Consider the following 16,214-nt stretch of genomic DNA (forward strand, 5'->3'; position numbering starts at 1 on the left):
GGTTCTAGGGCTGTAATACCACCTTTATTGTAGAGGCGTTGCCAGCGACTGATTGTGCTGGGTGCTGGGGTATTAAAGTGGGATGCCGCTTGATTGATCGAGAGCAGGTGTTGCTCCATATGCCGCAAGACAGATAGCTTGAAGGTGCTAGGGTACTTGACATGACCCTTTGCAAAACTCTTTTGGCCATGGGTCTTAAAGGCATGAACCCATTTGCGCACATAGGCGTATTTAACGCCATACTGATCTGCGACAGTTTTAAAACCACCCATTACCGGAGAGGTAATGCTTAATAACTTCTAGCTTGAACTCTTTGCTGTATTTGGACATGAGACTGACCCTTTTTAGTTGGATTTAATGTCCAACTTTTGTGGGTCAGTTCACATGCAGTCCTTTTTTATCGTTCGAATTCTATTGGCTAATCGATGACATAACCTGCAGGGTTAGTTTTTTGCCAACGCCAAGTATCAGCACACATACGATCAATTCCCAACCTCGCCTGCCACCCTAGAACTTCTTTAGCCAAGTCAGCATTGGCATAATATTCCGGCAAATCACCAGCACGACGTTCAACAATTTCGTAAGGAATCTTGACGCCTGATGTTCTCTCGAAGGCGCCAATCATTTCTAGGACACTATATGGCTTGCCAGTCCCTAGATTGAGCGTAAGGAAGGAGTTTGCATCTCCCAGGGTATTGAGCGCCGCCACATGACCTGCAACCAAATCTTCAACATGGACATAATCTCTCAGTCCAGTGCCATCTGGGGTTGCATAATCATTGCCGTATACCATCAGCTTTGGGCGGCTTCCAATCGCCACCTGCGAAATGAATGGCATCAAATTATTCGGAACACCGAATGGATTTTCGCCAATACGGCCGGATATATGAGCGCCTACTGGATTAAAGTACCTTAGTAACGCGATTTGCCATCTTGGTTCTGCTTTTTTAAGATCGCGCAAAGTATCCTCAACTATCAGCTTAGTGCGGCCGTAAACATTAATCGGGGCTAAGGGAGTGGTCTCGCTGTAGCAAACATAACCTGGATCTCCATACACAGTTGCTGAAGATGAAAAAATCAGCTTATGGACGCCAGCCCTCATCATTTCTTCAAATAACACTATGCTGCCAGTGACATTGTTGTCGTAATACTTCAATGGTTTTTCTTGTGATTCTCCAACGGCCTTTAACCCAGCAAAATGGATTGCAGAATCAAATGCATATTTGGCAAAAATACCTCTAAGAAGTTCATGATCACGAACATCACCCTCAATAAAATCAAGACCTGTTCCAGAGAGTTCTTCTATGCGCGCAACAACACCCTTGCTACTGTTAGAAAGATTATCGAGAATGACAACCTCAAAACCAGCATTAAGCAATTGGATCACCGTATGCGATCCAATATAACCAGTGCCGCCCGTAACCAAAACTTTACGCATCAGATCAGCGCCCCAATAAAATATATTTTTATGAAAATCGTAGTTTTACTTCAACTCTTTGAGCGCACTCTCAAAAGATTCAATATCAGCAAAGCTTCTATAGACTGATGCAAAACGGATGTAAGCAACTTTATCTAAGCGCTTGAGCTCACGCATCACAAGTTCACCAACGCGCTCACTTGGGATTTCTTTTTCGCCTAGGCTGAGCAACTTCTCTTCAATGCGAGCAATCGCCTCATCCACAGAGTCGGAAGAGACTGGGCGCTTACGTAATGCTAGCTTAACTGAGCTGACCAACTTCTCATGACTGTATTCAACACGGCTGCCGTTCTTCTTAACGATTGCTGGCAATACAAGCTCCACACGCTCGTAAGTCGTAAATCGTTTATCGCATTTTGCGCAACGACGACGACGACGAATCGTATCGCCTTCGTCCGATACCCGGGTATCTAAAACCTGGGTATCGTCGTTATGGCAAAAGGGGCAGCGCAATGGATGCTCGCTTAACCGTAAACTGGGAAGCGCTTAGCAAGCTCTGCAACTTGAGCGCGCACCTTAGCGATATTGTCAGCATCATTTGGGCTATCCAAAACATCTGCAATGAAATTACCAACTTGACGTGCTTCTGTTTCTTTGAAGCCGCGCGTGGTCATTGCTGGTGAACCCAAACGAATACCACTCGTCACCATTGGTTTTTCTGGATCGTTCGGAATGCCGTTCTTATTGCAAGTGATATGTGCTTCACCCAATACGCGCTCAGCTTCTTTACCGGTCATTTTCTTGGCACGTAAGTCCACCAACATCACATGAGAATCTGTACCGCCAGAAACAATACGTAGACCGCGGGAAATTAAAGTCTCTGCTAAAGCTTTGGCATTAGCAATCACTTGCTTTTGGTAATCAATAAAGCCAGGCTCTTGTGCCTCTTTAAACGCCGCCGCCTTACCAGCGATCACATGCATCAAAGGACCGCCTTGAAGACCTGGGAATACCGCAGAGTTAATTGCTTTCTCGTGCTCAGCCTTCATCAAGATGATGCCGCCACGAGGGCCGCGCAAACTCTTATGCGTTGTGGAAGTAACAATATCAGCATGTGGCACTGGATTTGGATACACGCCAGCAGCAATCAAGCCAGAGTAATGAGCCATGTCCACCATAAAAATGGCGCCAACTTCTTTTGCTAACTTACCAATGCGCTCCCAATCGATCGCAAGAGAGTAAGCAGATGCACCAGCAATAATCAATTTAGGCTTGTGCTCACGGGCTAAACGCTCCATCTGTTCATAATCGATCGCTTCGTTTTTATCGAGACCATAAGAAATCGGATTAAACCACTTCCCGCTCATATTCAAAGCCATGCCGTGGGTTAAGTGACCACCCTCAGCCAAGCTCATTCCCATGAAGGTGTCACCTGGTTTCAGGAAAGCTAAAAATACCGCTTGGTTTGCGGACGCGCCGCAATGGGGCTGAACGTTCGCCGCTTCAGCACCGTACAAAGCCTTCACGCGATCAATCGCCAATTGCTCAGCGACGTCCACAAACTCACAACCACCGTAATAACGCTTACCTGGATAGCCTTCAGCGTACTTATTGGTCAACTGAGAGCCCTGCGCCTGCATCACTGCTGGTGAGGTGTAGTTCTCGGAAGCGATGAGCTCAATATGATCTTCCTGACGCTTATTCTCATTCTGAATTGCCACCCATAATTCTGGGTCAGTTTTGGCTAAGGTGTTTTGGCGGTCAAACATGGTCATAATCCTGTTGAAGTTGTATTGCTGAGTGAATTAACTTAGTAAAATCAACCTACATCATACAAAATCCACCATGACACCTACTCAAGACCTCTCATTACTCTCCCTAGTCCTTAATGCCAGCCTATTAGCCCAGTTAGTAATGTTGTTATTACTGAGCATGTCTGTAGCCTCTTGGACCATCATTTTTAAGAAAACTGCCATTCTGCGGGGCGTCAGACGTGATACCGAGCGTTTTGAGCGGGACTTTTGGTCTGGCGGCGATCTCAACACCCTTTTGGATGCCGCTCAACGCAATACCCGTAGCGATGCGGTTTTGGAGCACATCTTTGAAGCTGGCATGCAGGAATTCATGAAAGTCCGTGAAATCGATGCTGCTCGCCGTGCCATGAAGGCCACCTACCAGCGCGAAATAGACATGCTGGAAGCCAATCTACCCTTCTTAGCCTCCGTAGGCTCAGTCTCACCTTATATCGGCCTCTTTGGCACCGTTTGGGGCATCATGCACTCCTTCCGCGGCTTAGCTAACGTCCAGAATGCCACCTTATCTGCAGTAGCCCCTGGTATCGCTGAAGCACTTATCGCAACCGCTATCGGTTTGTTTGCCGCTATCCCTGCGGTGGTTGCCTATAACCGTGCCGCGACAGATGTGGATCGCTTGGCAATTCGCTTTGAAACCTTCATCGAAGAATTTACCAACATCTTGCAACGTCAAGCTTCAGGCAAATAAGCATGGCCGGCTCACTCAGAAAATCTTCCAAGCGTCGGGCAATGGCCGACATCAATGTGGTGCCCTATATTGATGTGATGTTGGTATTGCTTGTGATCTTTATGGTGACCGCCCCGATGGTCAATCCTGGCGTCGTCAATTTGCCAACAGTGGGCGGTGCAAAAGTGCAATCTTTGCCGCCCATCTTTTTAACGATCGATGCCAATGAAAACGTCATCGTTCGCAAAGATGGTGATCCCGTTCAAACATTAAATAAATTTGAGCTTGGCGCATTTGCACGCTCGCAAGCAGAAAAATCTGCTGAACAACCCGTAGTTCTCGCTGCAGACAAATCCATTAAATATGAAGTTGTGATGGAAGTGATGTCTAAGCTCAAAGAAAATGGCGTGAAACGTGTCGGCCTTGCCGTGAAGAGTCAATAAGCCTCTTTGTATTGCATACATGAATAGCGCGCAAACATTTCACTCGAACTTTACTCGAGGACGCCCAACTAAAAACGAAAGCACTAAACGTGCTTTTAGTTTTTCACTGGCTGCGCACTTAGGCTTACTTGCATTCTTAGTCATCGGCATTAGCTGGAACAACTCGACGCCTTCAGGAGTTGAAGTTGAACTTTGGGATGCAAGCCAACAAGTCGAAACACCTGTCGTTCCTGAAATCAAAACCGAGATGAAAGAAGAAGCGGCCGACATCGCGATCAAGAAAAAGCAGGTTGAGAAAGAACCCCCTAAAAAAGAAGTTGTGAAGGAAGTGCCTAAGCCAGTGAAACCGACTCCACCTAAGGAGAAGGAAAAAGAGAAGCCCAAAAAGACGGAGCCAGCTAAAAAAGTGGAAGCGCCTAAGGCAGCGACTCCTGCAGACACCAAAGCCAATGCCGCCGCTGAAAAAGTGCGTGCAGATCAGTTGGCGCGCTTACGTGCAGCAGCTGGCGCCGAAGGTGGTAGCGGTGGTACTAGTGGTAGCGGCGTTGGCGGTGGCGGTAATGCGCCTCCTGGCTGGACAAATAAAGTGGTGAAGAAAGTAAAACCGCTCATCGTTTTTAACCCAGAATCTATCAGCGGCAATCCAGCGGCAGTTGTTAAAGTCAATCTAGCACCGGATGGTGCAATCTTGAGTACAGAGCTCGTCACCTCTAGCGGCAATGCCGGCTGGGATCGCGCAGTCCTACTCGCACTGACTCGCGCAGAAAGCCTACCAAAAGATGACAATGGCAAAATTCCTCAAAGAGAAGTTAAGCTGACCTTTAAACCCAAGGACTAAAGCATGTTGCAAGTAGCTAAAAAGTATTCTTCATTGGTGGCATCAGTATTTATCGTGATGCTGTCCATAACTGGCCTAAGTTCTTCTGCGCTAGCGCAAATGAATATTCAAATTACTGGCGTAGGGCAGTCCCTCTATCCTATCGCCGTAATGCGCTTTAAGGATGAGAACAAGTTGCCGACTAGTGTGACTGACATTATTCGCCAAGACTTAGCGCGCAGTGGTTATTTTAAAAATACCGAGAACGGCAATGCCAGCGAGAGTGATGAGGGTACACCAAATTACAAATCTTGGGCAGCTCGCGGTGCAGATGCTTTAGCTGTAGGTTCTGTGGTGCAAACTGGCACAGGTCAGTTTGAGATTCGCTACAAGCTTTTCGATATTCGTAAATCTGAAAGTCTTGGTGGCTTGAATCTTAATTCCAGCGCAGATAATTTACGCGCAGCAGCCCACAAAATTGCTGATGACATCATCTTCAAACTACTGGGCGAGCGCGGCATCTTCTCAACTCGCCTCTCCTACGTTATCAAAGAAGGTAAACGCTATCGCCTCGTGATATCCGATGCGGATGGTCAAAATATTCGCAATGCCATAAATAGCGGCGAGCCAATCATCTCTCCATCATGGTCACCGGATGGCAAGAAGGTAGCTTACGTTTCTTTTGAAGATCGCAAACCAGTTATTTACGTTCACGAACTAGCAACCGGTCGCCGCATTTCCCTGTCAAACCAGAAGGGAAATAACAGCGCGCCAGCCTGGTCACCTGATGGCAAAAAATTAGCAATCTCTCTTTCTAAGGATGGCAATACCCAGATCTATAGCATCAATGCGGATGGAACAGGCTTACATCGCCTTACCCGTGGCTACACCATTGACACTGAACCTCAATATTCAGCGGATGGTCGCTCCATCTACTTCACGAGTGATCGCGGTGGCAATCCCCAGATTTATCGTATGAGTGCTGAGGGTGAGCAAGTTGAAGGGGCCAAGCGCATTACCTTTAAGCAAGGTTTTGTGACCTCACCACGTATTTCACCGGATGGTAAGTATTTGGCCTATATCGCCAATATTGGTGGCGCATTTCGCCTCTACATCCTTAACTTAGCTACCGGTGACTCCCAAGCGCTTACTGATGGCACTACTGATGAGTCCCCATCTTTTGCGGCAAACGGTCGTTATGTCCTGTATTCCACCAAAGTGGGCGGCAAACGGGTCTTGGCAGCGGTATCGGTAGATGGAAATTCCAAGCAGGTATTGAGCATTCCAGGGTCTGATGTACGTCAACCGTCCTGGGGTCCATTTATGGACTAAGCCTCACCAGGCAATAGTTCGGCAGCCAGATCTTTCTGGCGAAATAGCCAATATTGGGCTCTTAGGGGCATAATATTGGCTATTAGCTTATTTAGTTACTCAGTTTGTAGGAAAAAGGACAGATCATGAAGATTTCTATCGCACGCCGTGCCGCAACCCTCGCCCTCGTTGGTGTAACAGCACTATTTTTGGCCGCTTGCTCCAGTGTCAAATTGGATGATGTGGATGGCGCCAATGGTGGTGGTAGCGGTAACTTTGGCTCACAGCCATGGAATGATCCAAGCAGCCCACTTTTCCAACGTAGCGTGTACTTTGATTTAAACGAGTACACCGTTCAAACGAAATACCAAAAACAACTTTCTGCTCATGCAAGCTTCTTAAAAGCCAACCCTAAGCAAAAGGTCATTATTCAAGGCAATACCGACGAGCGCGGTACCGCAGAGTACAACTTGGCCTTAGGTCAACGTCGTTCAGATGCAGTGCGTAAATCACTCAATTTGATGGGTGTTTCTGAGGACCAAATGGAAGCCGTTAGTTTTGGTAAAGAAAAGCCAAAAGCTGAAGGCGACAACGAAGCAGCTTGGGCAGAAAATCGCCGCGCTGACATTGTTTACATTACTAACTAATGCGCGCTCTTACACACTCTTTTAAACAAACGCTCTCACGAGCGTTTTGTTTAAGTGCAGCGGCTCTTTGCTTGAGCACTTCTAATAATGCATGGGCGCTCTTTGCAGATGATGATGCGCGCAAGGCCATCTTAGATTTACGCAAATCATTTGCAACTGCGCAAATGGATTTACAAAATCAGATTGAAAAACTCAAAACTGATAATGCAGAGCTTCGCGGCAAGATTGAAAACCTTGAAAAGCAAGGTGACGATATCAGCACTAGCCAGAAGACTTACTACCAAGATCTGGATAACCGCTTAGGTAATTTTGAGCCCCGTACAGCTACGGTTGAGGGCGTAAGTGGCACTGTCCAACCTGGTGAGAAAAAAGCCTATGACGATGCTTTAAAAGCCTTCCAGGCTGGCAATCTCAAGAAAGCTGATGAAGGCTTTTCAGCTTTTGTGAGCCGCTACCCTAAGAGCCCATATGTTCCGTTGGCACTCTTTTGGAGTGGCAACAGTAAATATGCAAATAAGGATTACGCCGGTGCGATTGCGCAGTTGCAAAGTCTGATTAAGCGTTACCCAACGCACCCACGTATTCCATCAGCGATGTTGACGCTTGGAAATGCGCAATTGGAAAGTAGCAATAAAGCGGCCGCCAAGAAAACCTTTGGCGAGATCATCAGTAAGTACCCAGATACTGAAGCAGCAAAAGATGCACAGCAACTTATCGGTGCAACGAAGTAATTCAATAAGCTAAGTAAAGAAACGTTTCGCCATGTCATCGCTGTCTGCCGCCTTTCAGAACATCGCTCCACGCAAACCGAATGCGCCTGCCGTCATTTTGTTTTCAGGCGGATTGGATTCAAGCACGATCCTGGCTTTAGCAAAAGATCTTGGTTACGCGCCTTATGTCTTATCGGTAGGCTATGGTCAACGCCATTCTTCCGAGTTAGCGGCAGCAAAACACATTGCCAAGAAAATGGGTGTCGTGCGTCACGAGGTCGTGAATTTAGATCTCACCCGTTTCGGCGGCTCCGCCCTGACAGACTCATCCATCGACATTCCGATTACCCCGGGTAAAGATTTAGAAATTCCCGTTACTTATGTTCCTGCTCGCAATACGATTTTGCTTTCGCTTGCTTTAGGCTGGGCTGAATCATTGGGTGGATTGGATATTTTTTACGGCGCCAATGCCGTTGACTACTCAGGCTATCCTGACTGTCGCCCAGAATATGTCGCTTCATTTGAGACGATGGCGAACCTCGCTACTAAGGCTGGTGTAAAGGCGCTCAATAATGAGAATCGCTTTCGAGTGCATGCACCCATCATCAGTATGAGCAAAGCAGAAATCATTCAACTAGGCACGACTTTAGGCGTCCATTACTCACAAACTGTTTCTTGCTATCAGGCGAATGATTTAGGTGAAGCTTGTGGTGAGTGTGAATCTTGCCGCCTACGACAAGTAGGCTTTAAGCAAGCTAACTTAAGTGATCCAACGCGCTACCAGAAGAAGTAATTCAGATTGTTTACTTAAGTATTACTCTGGGTTTCTAGCATCCGCGCTACATAACGCGCAATTAAATCTACCTCTAGGTTCACTGCATCACCCTGATTTAGCTTACCCAGGGTTGTGTTCTCAAGGGTATGGGGAATGATGTTGATATCTACTAAGCAAGCATCTTGACTGTCTTGCGTTTTATTAACCGTCAATGAAACGCCATTAACAACAATTGATCCCTTGTACGCCAAGAATGGCGCCAATGCCTTGGGGGCTTCAATTTGCAGAAGCCAAGAACCATAAGCATCGTTAGCAACAGTTGCAAAGTGCGCCACCTTGCCAACACCATCCACATGCCCACTCACCAAATGGCCACCTAAGCGATCACTTAGTCGCAAGGCTTTTTCTAAATTGACTGGGCCCACTTTATCCAAACCAATAGTCTTGTTTAAAGACTCACGTGAGATATCCAGCGCAAAAGTGTTATCAGTAAATTCAGTAGCCGTCATGCATGCACCCTGAATAGCAATACTGTCACCCAATGCAACATCATCAAGATATCCAGCAGGCACCTCAACTACCAGATGTAGGCCGTCACCTTTAGATTGAGCGCTTTTAATTTGGCCAACTGCCGTAATAATTCCAGTAAACATAGTGAGATCTTAAATAGGTTTTTGTAATTTTCTTGAATCGTTGTTTCTTGTTGTTTCTGATTTGCTATTTCTTACTCAGGCGCAAACGAAGATCAGATCCAAACAGACTTTGATCAATGACTTGCCAATCTTGACGTTGATCTAGCGCTGTCAACGGAGTGATATTAGCCATGCCGATACCTTCACCCATAAAGAAGGGTGCGTAATACAGCAAGAGCTCATCAACACAATCCTCTCTCAGCAAAGATCCGTTTAACTTAAATCCAGCCTCGACATGGATTTCATTCATGTGGCGCTCTTTTGCTAAATACGCAAAGAGTTTTGGCAAATCCACCTTGCCATTAGCGTTAGCCATTGCAATGACTTCTACACCAAGAGCCTCAAATGCTTTTGCCTTGTCTTGACTCCCCTGAGAATCTAATAAGGCGCAAACCAGGATAACGCCTGACGCTTTATGGTTATTCAACACCTTCGCGTTCAGAGGGGTCTCGAGCTTGGAGTCCACAATAATTCTCCATGGCTGGCGCTCAGTTTTGACATCACGAACATTAAGGCTTGGATCATCTTCTTTAACGGTACCTACACCAGTCAATATAGCGCAAGCTTGAGCACGCCAATGATGGCCATCTGCCCTGGCTAAAGGACCCGTAATCCATTGGCTTTGGCCATTAGGTAAAGCCGTCTTGCCGTCTAAGCTGGCAGCGATCTTCATACGAACCCAAGGTAAACCTCGGGTCATCCTAGAAATAAATCCCCGGTTTAATGTTTGGGCTTCAGATTCCAATAAACCGCAACGCACATCAATGCCCGCAGCCTTTAAGCGCTCAAGACCTTTGCTACCAACCAAGGGGTTGGGATCTGCCATTGCCACAATCACTAAGACTGGCTTGGCCGCAATTAAGGCGTCGACACAAGGCGGCGTCCTACCAGTGTGGTTGCAGGGCTCTAAGGTGACATAGATCGTTGATCCAGCAGGATCTAGCCCTTTTGACTTCACATCAGCCAAAGCCTGAACTTCCGCATGGGGCCCACCCACTCTTTGGGTATGTCCACGCCCAATCACCTCTCCATCTTTCACAATGATGCATCCCACCCGCGGGTTGGGATTCGATAGGTAAAGGGCATTTTGAGCCTCGGCTAATGCCTGGCTCATAAATTGATGGTCGACTGCGCTGTACATGGGTCTATTAAAACCGATTGTGGGCTGAAGGGGCAAATTTGCCCATCCTATTTGCAGGCTTTGGAGTCCTTACTAGGATCACAAATTCTCCAGCGACCGCCACTGCCTAAGATGAGGTGCCGCTCGAGCCCCGAATTTTGATCGTGACCCAATATCAGGCGATTAGCTACAAATCCACCTTGGGCTGTTTTAGCGGCACCGGCGGCATTAAATAAAATCCCCCTCTTAGATGTATGAGGGTCAATAAACTGCTTTCCACCACCCTTGAAATACACCTGCGCGAGATCGCCTTGGGAAATCCAATGCCGCTCAATACAGCTTAATTTTGCTTGGCGGCTATCGCAAATATTTTTAACTACCCAACCCTCCTCCCACAGACCCCCATTCAATGGAGTAATGCGTACTGGTGTACCCAATAGAAATGCTTGAACTCTTGCAAATTGAGCATGTGCAATAAAACGTCTAGCAATCATGTCAACTTCTCGAGTAGCCATTTGTTCATGTAATAGAGGTAATGTTGAAATCGCAATGATGGCGATGATCAGCACTACAGCCATCAACTCTAGCAAGCTATAGCCTTGATCTTTTTTATTCAAAACTCTGTCGCCAATTTAATCGTGTAGCAATATTGGTTTTTTCATCCAGAAATACGAGAACCTCCAATCTAGGTTTTGACTTGCTTGATATCAACCAAAGATTTTTACCGGCAGACTGTATTTGGCAAGTAGGATTTTCTAAGACGGTGATATTAGAGAGATGTTGCTCACACTCAATGAGCGCTTGTTCTGATGCAGTAAATTCTTTCTGAGTTTCTGCATAGGTATTGATGCTCATGACTTCGAGTGCGGCTAAGCGCTCCAACTGCATGACCAGCATAGCGAGTAGTGTCAGTAGCGATAGGACCCAAGCAACAATCATAGTAGATTCACAGCAGATTACGAGCAGTAAATGTTCGCTCAAACTTTTGGTGAATGGATACGCCATCGGTCATCTCTAACTTGACCTTAAAAGCCTTGCCAGCAATAGCGGGAAGGACTTCAAAGGAGAGATGGTGAATGCCATTCATTAAGGTGGTGTTTTGGATACGCCCCTGGCGATCAAGCGATTGGCAGATTAACGACCCGCCATTGGCCTTTGCACCTTTGGGTGCAGATGCTTGTCGATCCACCAAAAATCCTTGCTGTGCCAAATTATTTTTAGTGCGCTCTTTTGACAAAGTATTACCAATGCAATCAAAGTCTATCCCTGAAGATATTTCATGTTTCACCATCAGAGAGTCTGATCCTCGGTACCCACTATTTTTCTGAATATGAATGTAATTATTCGAGGAAGAATTTTTTCTTACAGATGCAATCGCTGAATTAGTATTGTGATAACCAGCCATCCGAATAGCGCGCCCGATTAATTCCATGGCGCGATCTGCTTCTGCAGTCAGAGACTGGGATTTTTCAGACTGAATTTGCTTGGCGATGAACTCACCACTATTTTTTATGAGTGGTGCGACCAAGACTAGGGATAGGGCGAGACCGACGAGACATTCCAATAGATTCATCCGCCAACTTTCGTGAAATTTGGTTTGGGTTATTAAGCTGCGCAGTGTTCAATATGGCGAGCTCGTGCCGATCCATTTCTTTTCTGAGCTCCGCCCTTTTCTCCTGGAGTTGACCTAAGCGTAAAACCATCCCCTGGTAGGCATTGTTTAAACCTATCCAACTGCTTGAAACTAGACTCATTGCCACTAAAACCTCCAATAAGATGAATCCATTCGCCGCTAGATTCAAATCATGAAGGCTTGGGGATTTTTGAATTCGAGAGCGCACAGGGCATTTTCTCGGGACTGGAGCCACAAAAATAGGCCTTTCATAGGCGCTCACTGTCAGAAAAACTGGATATTGCTCCAATATTGACCGCGGTATGCCAGGCTAAAGCCCGAAAACCCCTCCTCAGCTTAAAATAGAGGGCTATGCAAAATAACCTCGCCACCACAGAAGAAATCGTTGCTGAGCTCAAAGCCAGCAAGATGGTCATTCTGGTCGATGAAGAAGATCGCGAGAATGAAGGTGACTTAGTGCTTGCTGCCGATCACGTCACTCCAGAGGCGGTGAATTTCATGGCCAAGCATGGTCGTGGCTTGATTTGCCTTACTTTGACGCGTGAGCGCTGCCAACAAATCAACCTACCCTTGATGGTGAGAGACAACGGCACCTCCATGGGTACCAACTTCACTGTTTCGATTGAGGCAGCCAGCGGCGTAACTACCGGCATCTCAGCAGCAGATCGTGCTCACACCATCAAGACAGCAGTTGCTGCAAACGCAAAACCGAATGATCTGGTTCAGCCCGGCCATATTTTTCCCTTAATGGCGCAACCTGGTGGCGTGTTGATCCGCTCTGGTCATACGGAGGCTGGATGTGATTTAGCTGCCATGGCTGGTTGCTCACCCACCGCTGTCATTTGCGAGATCATGAAAGATGACGGCAGCATGGCGCGACTGCCAGACTTGCTCGAGTTTGCAAAAGAACATCAATTGAAGATTGGCAGCATTGCTGATCTCATCCAATATCGTAGCCAACATGAAAGCATTGTGGTTCGTGAAGGCCAACGTGATTTCGACACTCCCTGGGGTAAGTTTCAGGGAATCATCTACCGCGATACACCAAGCTCGTGCATGCACATAGCGCTAGTTCATGGCAAGCCCTCAGAAACTGAAGAAACGCTAGTCCGCGTTCACGAACCCGTCACAGTATTAGATTTCTTGGACTCAAATGTCAGTACGCACTCCTGGCCATTGGCTCAAGCTTTGCAGAAGTTAGCAGCGGCGCCTTCTGGTGTGGCAGTTCTACTCAATGCTTCAGGCATTGCAGCCCCTAATGATGCAGACTGGCTGGCTCAGTTTCATAAGTTGAATGGCACTCATACTGAAGCAGCTGAAAAGCCATTGGCTCGCAAAACTGATTTTCGTAGCTATGGTATCGGCGCACAAATACTCAAAGATATTGGTGTTGGCAAAATGCGTTTACTCGCCAACCCTAGTCCTGTGCCAAGCCTCTCCGGATACAAGCTTGAAGTAACTGGCTACACCCCATTTGAATCTAATCAATAAGCAATCTCAGAAAGCATCATGAACACAAGTAATGACGAATCTGCAGTAGGCGTACTCGCCACCGATCTCAACGGACAAGATCTGCGCGTTGGCATTGTGCAAGCCCGCTTCAACGAAGAGCATTGCGTTGCACTAGCTAATGCTTGTATTGAAGAGTTGATCAAACTTGGTGTCTCCCAAAGTGACATCAAACTCGTAACCGTACCAGGCGCGCTTGAAATCCCCTTCGCGCTGCAAAAGTTAGCTGAGACAGGCGAGTTCGATGGCCTGGTTGCGCTAGGCGCCATCATCCGTGGCGAGACTTATCACTTTGAACTCGTATCGAATGAATCTGGCGCTGGCATTACCCGTGTTTGCCTTGAATCTGGATTACCAATTGCCAATGGTGTTCTCACCTGCGAGACGGATGAGCAGGCTCAAGTTCGTGTTCAGGTAAAAGGTGCAGACTGTGCAAGAGCGGTTATTGAAATGGCTAATTTGGCTTTAGCCCTTACTCCCGATATTGATTTTGAAATCAGTCCTTCAGAAGAGTAATCCCCCAAGATGAATAAAAATATCCCCAGCCCACAGGTCACACCAGGGACACCGAGTGCGCCCAGTGCCCCTAAGCGCTCACTTACACCACGTCGACGTGCCCGTGAATATGCTTTACAAGGCGTTTATCAAAGCCTAGTCATGCGTCGCGCAGGCAGCCTTCCTAATGCCGCGGCAATCGCCAAGCAGTTGGCTGAAGATCCTGGCTTTCGCCGTTGCCAGCATGACTTGTTTCAGGGTATTTTTGCTGGCGTACTAGAGCGTACCGACGAGCTAGAAGGTATTATTACCCCAGCACTCGATCGTCCTATTAATGAGCTGTCTCCCGTAGAGCATGCGGCCCTCCTGATTGGTACATACGAGCTAGCTATTGATTTAGCGGTTCCCTACAAAGTAGCTATTAATGAAGCAGTCGAATTAGCAAAAACCTTTGGTGGTACGGATGGTCATAAATACGTCAACGGTGTCTTGGATCTCCTGGCCCAACAGTTACGTAGCACTGAGGTGCAAGCAAGTTAGACCAAAATATCCTCAAGACTCCACCCCCTGCGCTTCCAAGAGGTCCAGGGGGTTTATTTTGTCCATAGTCTTGGGAAGCAATCTAAACTACACCGAGGGATAAAATAAAAAATAACTTTTTTACCAAAGAGACGCCATCATGCAGAAAACTGATATCCGTAAATTACTTAAAGATCCAAGTCTGTTTAAAGAAGAGGCTTTCATTAATGGTGAGTGGTTTAAAACAAACTCAGGAAAAACTTTTGCGGTTCACAATCCTGCCACCGGCGAGCTGATTGCGGATGTAAGCAATCTTCAGCCTAATGATGCTGAGCGAGCAATTGGAGCTGCCGAGCACGCCTTTCAAGGCTGGAAGAGTAAAACCGGAAAAGAGCGTGCTGTAGTAATGCGCAAATGGTTTGACCTGATTATTCAGAACACCCAAGATTTAGCCACCCTCATAACCCTAGAGCAAGGCAAGCCGCTAGCTGAAGCAGCTGGTGAAGTAGCCTATGGCGCGTCTTTTGTAGAGTGGTTTGCAGAAGAGGCCAAACGGGTTGCTGGATCCATTCCAAGTACGACTTGGAGTGATAAGCGCATGATCGTCATGAAGCAGCCAATTGGAGTGTGTGTTGCTATCACACCTTGGAATTTCCCGATCGCTATGATTACGCGCAAGATTGCACCAGCAATGGCAGCAGGTTGCACCATTGTGATCAAGCCAGCTGAACTCACACCACTGAGTGCCTTGGCGCTAGCAGAGCTCGCTCAGCGTGCTGGCGTGCCGGCAGGTGTTATCAACATTCTTACCGCGGATGCAGATGAATCTATTGCGATTGGCAAAACACTCTGTGCATCGCCTACCGTTCGCCACCTATCATTCACAGGCTCAACCGAAGTTGGACGAATCTTAATGGCGCAATGCGCTCCTACAGTCAAGAAATTGGGTCTAGAGCTTGGCGGTCACGCTCCCTTTATTGTTTTTGAAGACGCTGATATTGATACAGCTGTTTCAGGTGCCATGGCATCTAAATTTCGCAATTCCGGTCAAGCCTGCGTTTGTGCGAACCGGTTTTACGTACATAAAAAAGTACAGGATGAGTTTGTTGAAAAATTTGCAAAAGCTATTCAAATCATCAAGGTGGGTAATGGCATGGAGGCAGGTAGCACCCAAGGGCCACTGATTGAACAGGCCGCCCTAGAGAAGGTAGAAAGACATGTAGCTGATGCCATTAGCAAGGGTGCAAAACTCGTTGCTGGTGGCAAGCCTTCTCCATTAGGCGGAACATTTTATGAGCCGACCATTTTGTCAAATGTGACAAATGACATGCTCATTACCCACGAAGAGACCTTTGGACCGGTCGCCCCAATCATTTCTTTTGAGAGCGATGAGGAAGCAATTGGGTTGGCCAATAACAGTCAATTTGGCCTAGCTTCCTATTTTTATAGCCGTGACATTGGTCGTATCTGGAAAGCTGCTGAAGCCCTTGAGTACGGCATTGTGGGCGTCAACACTGGAATCGTCTCCAATGAGGCTGGGCCATTTGGCGGAATTAAACAGTCCGGCCTGGGCCGTGAAGGCAGCGCCTATGGCATGGATGAATACTTAGAGCTGAAATATGTTTGCCTTGGCCTATAAGCCAAT

At 47.1% G+C, this 16,214-nt stretch carries 19 protein-coding genes and 1 pseudogene; 11 read left to right on the forward strand and 9 right to left on the reverse strand.

Features of this window, described 5'->3' with window-relative positions; genetic code table 11:
- The 4 genes and pseudogenes from ACIQZ3_RS04765 to glyA all read right to left on the reverse strand — a co-directional run.
- A pseudogene (locus ACIQZ3_RS04765) lies at positions 1 to 330 on the reverse strand (transposase); the annotation flags it as partial.
- Positions 331 to 418: 88 nt separating this feature from the next.
- Entirely contained in the window at positions 419 to 1,438 is a 1,020-nt protein-coding gene (gene galE, locus ACIQZ3_RS04770; RefSeq protein ID WP_397390841.1) for a UDP-glucose 4-epimerase GalE, read from the reverse strand.
- A 45-nt stretch (positions 1,439 to 1,483) separates the two neighbouring features.
- Positions 1,484 to 1,930: a transcriptional regulator NrdR gene (gene nrdR, locus ACIQZ3_RS04775; RefSeq protein WP_215328816.1), complete on the reverse strand. Its 447-nt coding sequence runs from the start codon at positions 1,928 to 1,930 to the stop codon at positions 1,484 to 1,486.
- Between the two features lie 11 nt (positions 1,931 to 1,941).
- Positions 1,942 to 3,186 (reverse strand): serine hydroxymethyltransferase, encoded by a 1,245-nt coding sequence (gene glyA, locus ACIQZ3_RS04780; protein ID WP_397390843.1) that lies wholly within the window; start codon positions 3,184 to 3,186, stop codon positions 1,942 to 1,944.
- Positions 3,187 to 3,262: 76 nt separating this feature from the next.
- Here glyA and tolQ point away from each other — a divergent pair, with 76 nt between their 5' ends.
- The 7 genes from tolQ (at position 3,263) to queC (ending at position 8,619) form a co-directional block, all read left to right on the forward strand.
- Positions 3,263 to 3,919 (forward strand): protein TolQ, encoded by a 657-nt coding sequence (tolQ, locus tag ACIQZ3_RS04785; protein WP_397390845.1) that lies wholly within the window; start codon positions 3,263 to 3,265, stop codon positions 3,917 to 3,919.
- Positions 3,920 to 3,921: 2 nt separating this feature from the next.
- Positions 3,922 to 4,341 (forward strand): protein TolR, encoded by a 420-nt coding sequence (gene tolR, locus ACIQZ3_RS04790; RefSeq protein WP_397390847.1) that lies wholly within the window; start codon positions 3,922 to 3,924, stop codon positions 4,339 to 4,341.
- Positions 4,342 to 4,360: 19 nt separating this feature from the next.
- Positions 4,361 to 5,179 (forward strand): cell envelope integrity protein TolA, encoded by an 819-nt coding sequence (gene tolA / locus ACIQZ3_RS04795; protein WP_397390849.1) that lies wholly within the window; start codon positions 4,361 to 4,363, stop codon positions 5,177 to 5,179.
- A 3-nt stretch (positions 5,180 to 5,182) separates the two neighbouring features.
- Positions 5,183 to 6,490: a Tol-Pal system beta propeller repeat protein TolB gene (tolB, locus tag ACIQZ3_RS04800; RefSeq protein ID WP_397390851.1), complete on the forward strand. Its 1,308-nt coding sequence runs from the start codon at positions 5,183 to 5,185 to the stop codon at positions 6,488 to 6,490.
- A gap of 125 nt (positions 6,491 to 6,615) precedes the next feature.
- Complete coding sequence (gene pal, locus ACIQZ3_RS04805) at positions 6,616 to 7,116, forward strand: peptidoglycan-associated lipoprotein Pal (protein ID WP_397390853.1); 501 nt, start codon at positions 6,616 to 6,618, stop codon at positions 7,114 to 7,116.
- Between the two features lie 71 nt (positions 7,117 to 7,187).
- Positions 7,188 to 7,847 (forward strand): tol-pal system protein YbgF, encoded by a 660-nt coding sequence (ybgF, locus tag ACIQZ3_RS04810; protein WP_397390855.1) that lies wholly within the window; start codon positions 7,188 to 7,190, stop codon positions 7,845 to 7,847.
- A 31-nt stretch (positions 7,848 to 7,878) separates the two neighbouring features.
- Positions 7,879 to 8,619, forward strand: a complete 741-nt coding sequence (queC, locus tag ACIQZ3_RS04815) for a 7-cyano-7-deazaguanine synthase QueC (RefSeq protein WP_397390857.1) — start codon at positions 7,879 to 7,881, stop codon at positions 8,617 to 8,619.
- 14 nt (positions 8,620 to 8,633) lie between these two features.
- Here queC and ACIQZ3_RS04820 read toward each other — a convergent pair whose 3' ends face one another.
- The 5 genes from ACIQZ3_RS04820 to ACIQZ3_RS04840 form a co-directional block, all read right to left on the reverse strand.
- Positions 8,634 to 9,254, reverse strand: coding sequence for a riboflavin synthase (locus ACIQZ3_RS04820; protein ID WP_397390859.1), 621 nt, complete (start codon positions 9,252 to 9,254; stop codon positions 8,634 to 8,636).
- 64 nt (positions 9,255 to 9,318) lie between these two features.
- The gene (gene ribD / locus ACIQZ3_RS04825; protein WP_397390861.1) at positions 9,319 to 10,434 is read right to left on the reverse strand and encodes a bifunctional diaminohydroxyphosphoribosylaminopyrimidine deaminase/5-amino-6-(5-phosphoribosylamino)uracil reductase RibD; all 1,116 of its coding nucleotides are present in this window, start codon (positions 10,432 to 10,434) and stop codon (positions 9,319 to 9,321) included.
- 47 nt (positions 10,435 to 10,481) lie between these two features.
- Positions 10,482 to 11,030, reverse strand: coding sequence for a GspH/FimT family pseudopilin (locus tag ACIQZ3_RS04830; protein WP_397390863.1), 549 nt, complete (start codon positions 11,028 to 11,030; stop codon positions 10,482 to 10,484).
- Positions 11,023 to 11,352, reverse strand: a complete 330-nt coding sequence (locus ACIQZ3_RS04835; protein ID WP_397390865.1) for a hypothetical protein — start codon at positions 11,350 to 11,352, stop codon at positions 11,023 to 11,025. Before ACIQZ3_RS04835 ends, ACIQZ3_RS04830 begins: the two co-directional genes overlap by 8 nt.
- Positions 11,353 to 11,359: 7 nt before the next feature.
- Complete coding sequence (locus ACIQZ3_RS04840; protein ID WP_397390867.1) at positions 11,360 to 11,986, reverse strand: PilW family protein; 627 nt, start codon at positions 11,984 to 11,986, stop codon at positions 11,360 to 11,362.
- Between the two features lie 411 nt (positions 11,987 to 12,397).
- Between ACIQZ3_RS04840 and ribBA the strand changes: the two genes are divergently transcribed.
- From ribBA to ACIQZ3_RS04860, 4 genes are all read left to right on the forward strand, one after another.
- Complete coding sequence (ribBA, locus tag ACIQZ3_RS04845) at positions 12,398 to 13,537, forward strand: bifunctional 3,4-dihydroxy-2-butanone-4-phosphate synthase/GTP cyclohydrolase II (RefSeq protein ID WP_397390869.1); 1,140 nt, start codon at positions 12,398 to 12,400, stop codon at positions 13,535 to 13,537.
- An 18-nt stretch (positions 13,538 to 13,555) separates the two neighbouring features.
- On the forward strand, positions 13,556 to 14,071 hold the full coding sequence (gene ribH, locus ACIQZ3_RS04850; protein ID WP_397390871.1) for a 6,7-dimethyl-8-ribityllumazine synthase: 516 nt from the start codon (positions 13,556 to 13,558) through the stop codon (positions 14,069 to 14,071).
- Between the two features lie 9 nt (positions 14,072 to 14,080).
- Complete coding sequence (nusB, locus tag ACIQZ3_RS04855; RefSeq protein ID WP_397390873.1) at positions 14,081 to 14,590, forward strand: transcription antitermination factor NusB; 510 nt, start codon at positions 14,081 to 14,083, stop codon at positions 14,588 to 14,590.
- 139 nt (positions 14,591 to 14,729) lie between these two features.
- Positions 14,730 to 16,208, forward strand: a complete 1,479-nt coding sequence (locus ACIQZ3_RS04860) for an NAD-dependent succinate-semialdehyde dehydrogenase (protein ID WP_397390875.1) — start codon at positions 14,730 to 14,732, stop codon at positions 16,206 to 16,208.
- Positions 16,209 to 16,214: the final 6 nt, after the last annotated feature.

Origin of the sequence: Polynucleobacter sp., assembly GCF_044342855.1 — a bacterium.
Taxonomy (GTDB): domain Bacteria; phylum Pseudomonadota; class Gammaproteobacteria; order Burkholderiales; family Burkholderiaceae; genus Polynucleobacter.

What these genes read in the sequence shown, in the direction of transcription:
- galE (WP_397390841.1), bottom strand. Translation starts at nt 1,438, where the DNA reads ATGCGTAAAGTTTTGGTTACGGGCGGCACTGGTTATATTGGATCGCAT.
- glyA (WP_397390843.1), bottom strand. Translation starts at nt 3,186, where the DNA reads ATGTTTGACCGCCAAAACACCTTAGCCAAAACTGACCCAGAATTATGG.
- tolQ (WP_397390845.1), top strand. Translation starts at nt 3,263, where the DNA reads ATGACACCTACTCAAGACCTCTCATTACTCTCCCTAGTCCTTAATGCC.
- tolR (WP_397390847.1), top strand. Translation starts at nt 3,922, where the DNA reads ATGGCCGGCTCACTCAGAAAATCTTCCAAGCGTCGGGCAATGGCCGAC.
- tolA (WP_397390849.1), top strand. Translation starts at nt 4,361, where the DNA reads ATGAATAGCGCGCAAACATTTCACTCGAACTTTACTCGAGGACGCCCA.
- tolB (WP_397390851.1), top strand. Translation starts at nt 5,183, where the DNA reads ATGTTGCAAGTAGCTAAAAAGTATTCTTCATTGGTGGCATCAGTATTT.
- pal (WP_397390853.1), top strand. Translation starts at nt 6,616, where the DNA reads ATGAAGATTTCTATCGCACGCCGTGCCGCAACCCTCGCCCTCGTTGGT.
- queC (WP_397390857.1), top strand. Translation starts at nt 7,879, where the DNA reads ATGTCATCGCTGTCTGCCGCCTTTCAGAACATCGCTCCACGCAAACCG.
- ACIQZ3_RS04820 (WP_397390859.1), bottom strand. Translation starts at nt 9,254, where the DNA reads ATGTTTACTGGAATTATTACGGCAGTTGGCCAAATTAAAAGCGCTCAA.
- ribD (WP_397390861.1), bottom strand. Translation starts at nt 10,434, where the DNA reads ATGTACAGCGCAGTCGACCATCAATTTATGAGCCAGGCATTAGCCGAG.
- ACIQZ3_RS04835 (WP_397390865.1), bottom strand. Translation starts at nt 11,352, where the DNA reads ATGATTGTTGCTTGGGTCCTATCGCTACTGACACTACTCGCTATGCTG.
- ACIQZ3_RS04840 (WP_397390867.1), bottom strand. Translation starts at nt 11,986, where the DNA reads ATGAATCTATTGGAATGTCTCGTCGGTCTCGCCCTATCCCTAGTCTTG.
- ribBA (WP_397390869.1), top strand. Translation starts at nt 12,398, where the DNA reads ATGCAAAATAACCTCGCCACCACAGAAGAAATCGTTGCTGAGCTCAAA.
- ribH (WP_397390871.1), top strand. Translation starts at nt 13,556, where the DNA reads ATGAACACAAGTAATGACGAATCTGCAGTAGGCGTACTCGCCACCGAT.
- nusB (WP_397390873.1), top strand. Translation starts at nt 14,081, where the DNA reads ATGAATAAAAATATCCCCAGCCCACAGGTCACACCAGGGACACCGAGT.
- ACIQZ3_RS04860 (WP_397390875.1), top strand. Translation starts at nt 14,730, where the DNA reads ATGCAGAAAACTGATATCCGTAAATTACTTAAAGATCCAAGTCTGTTT.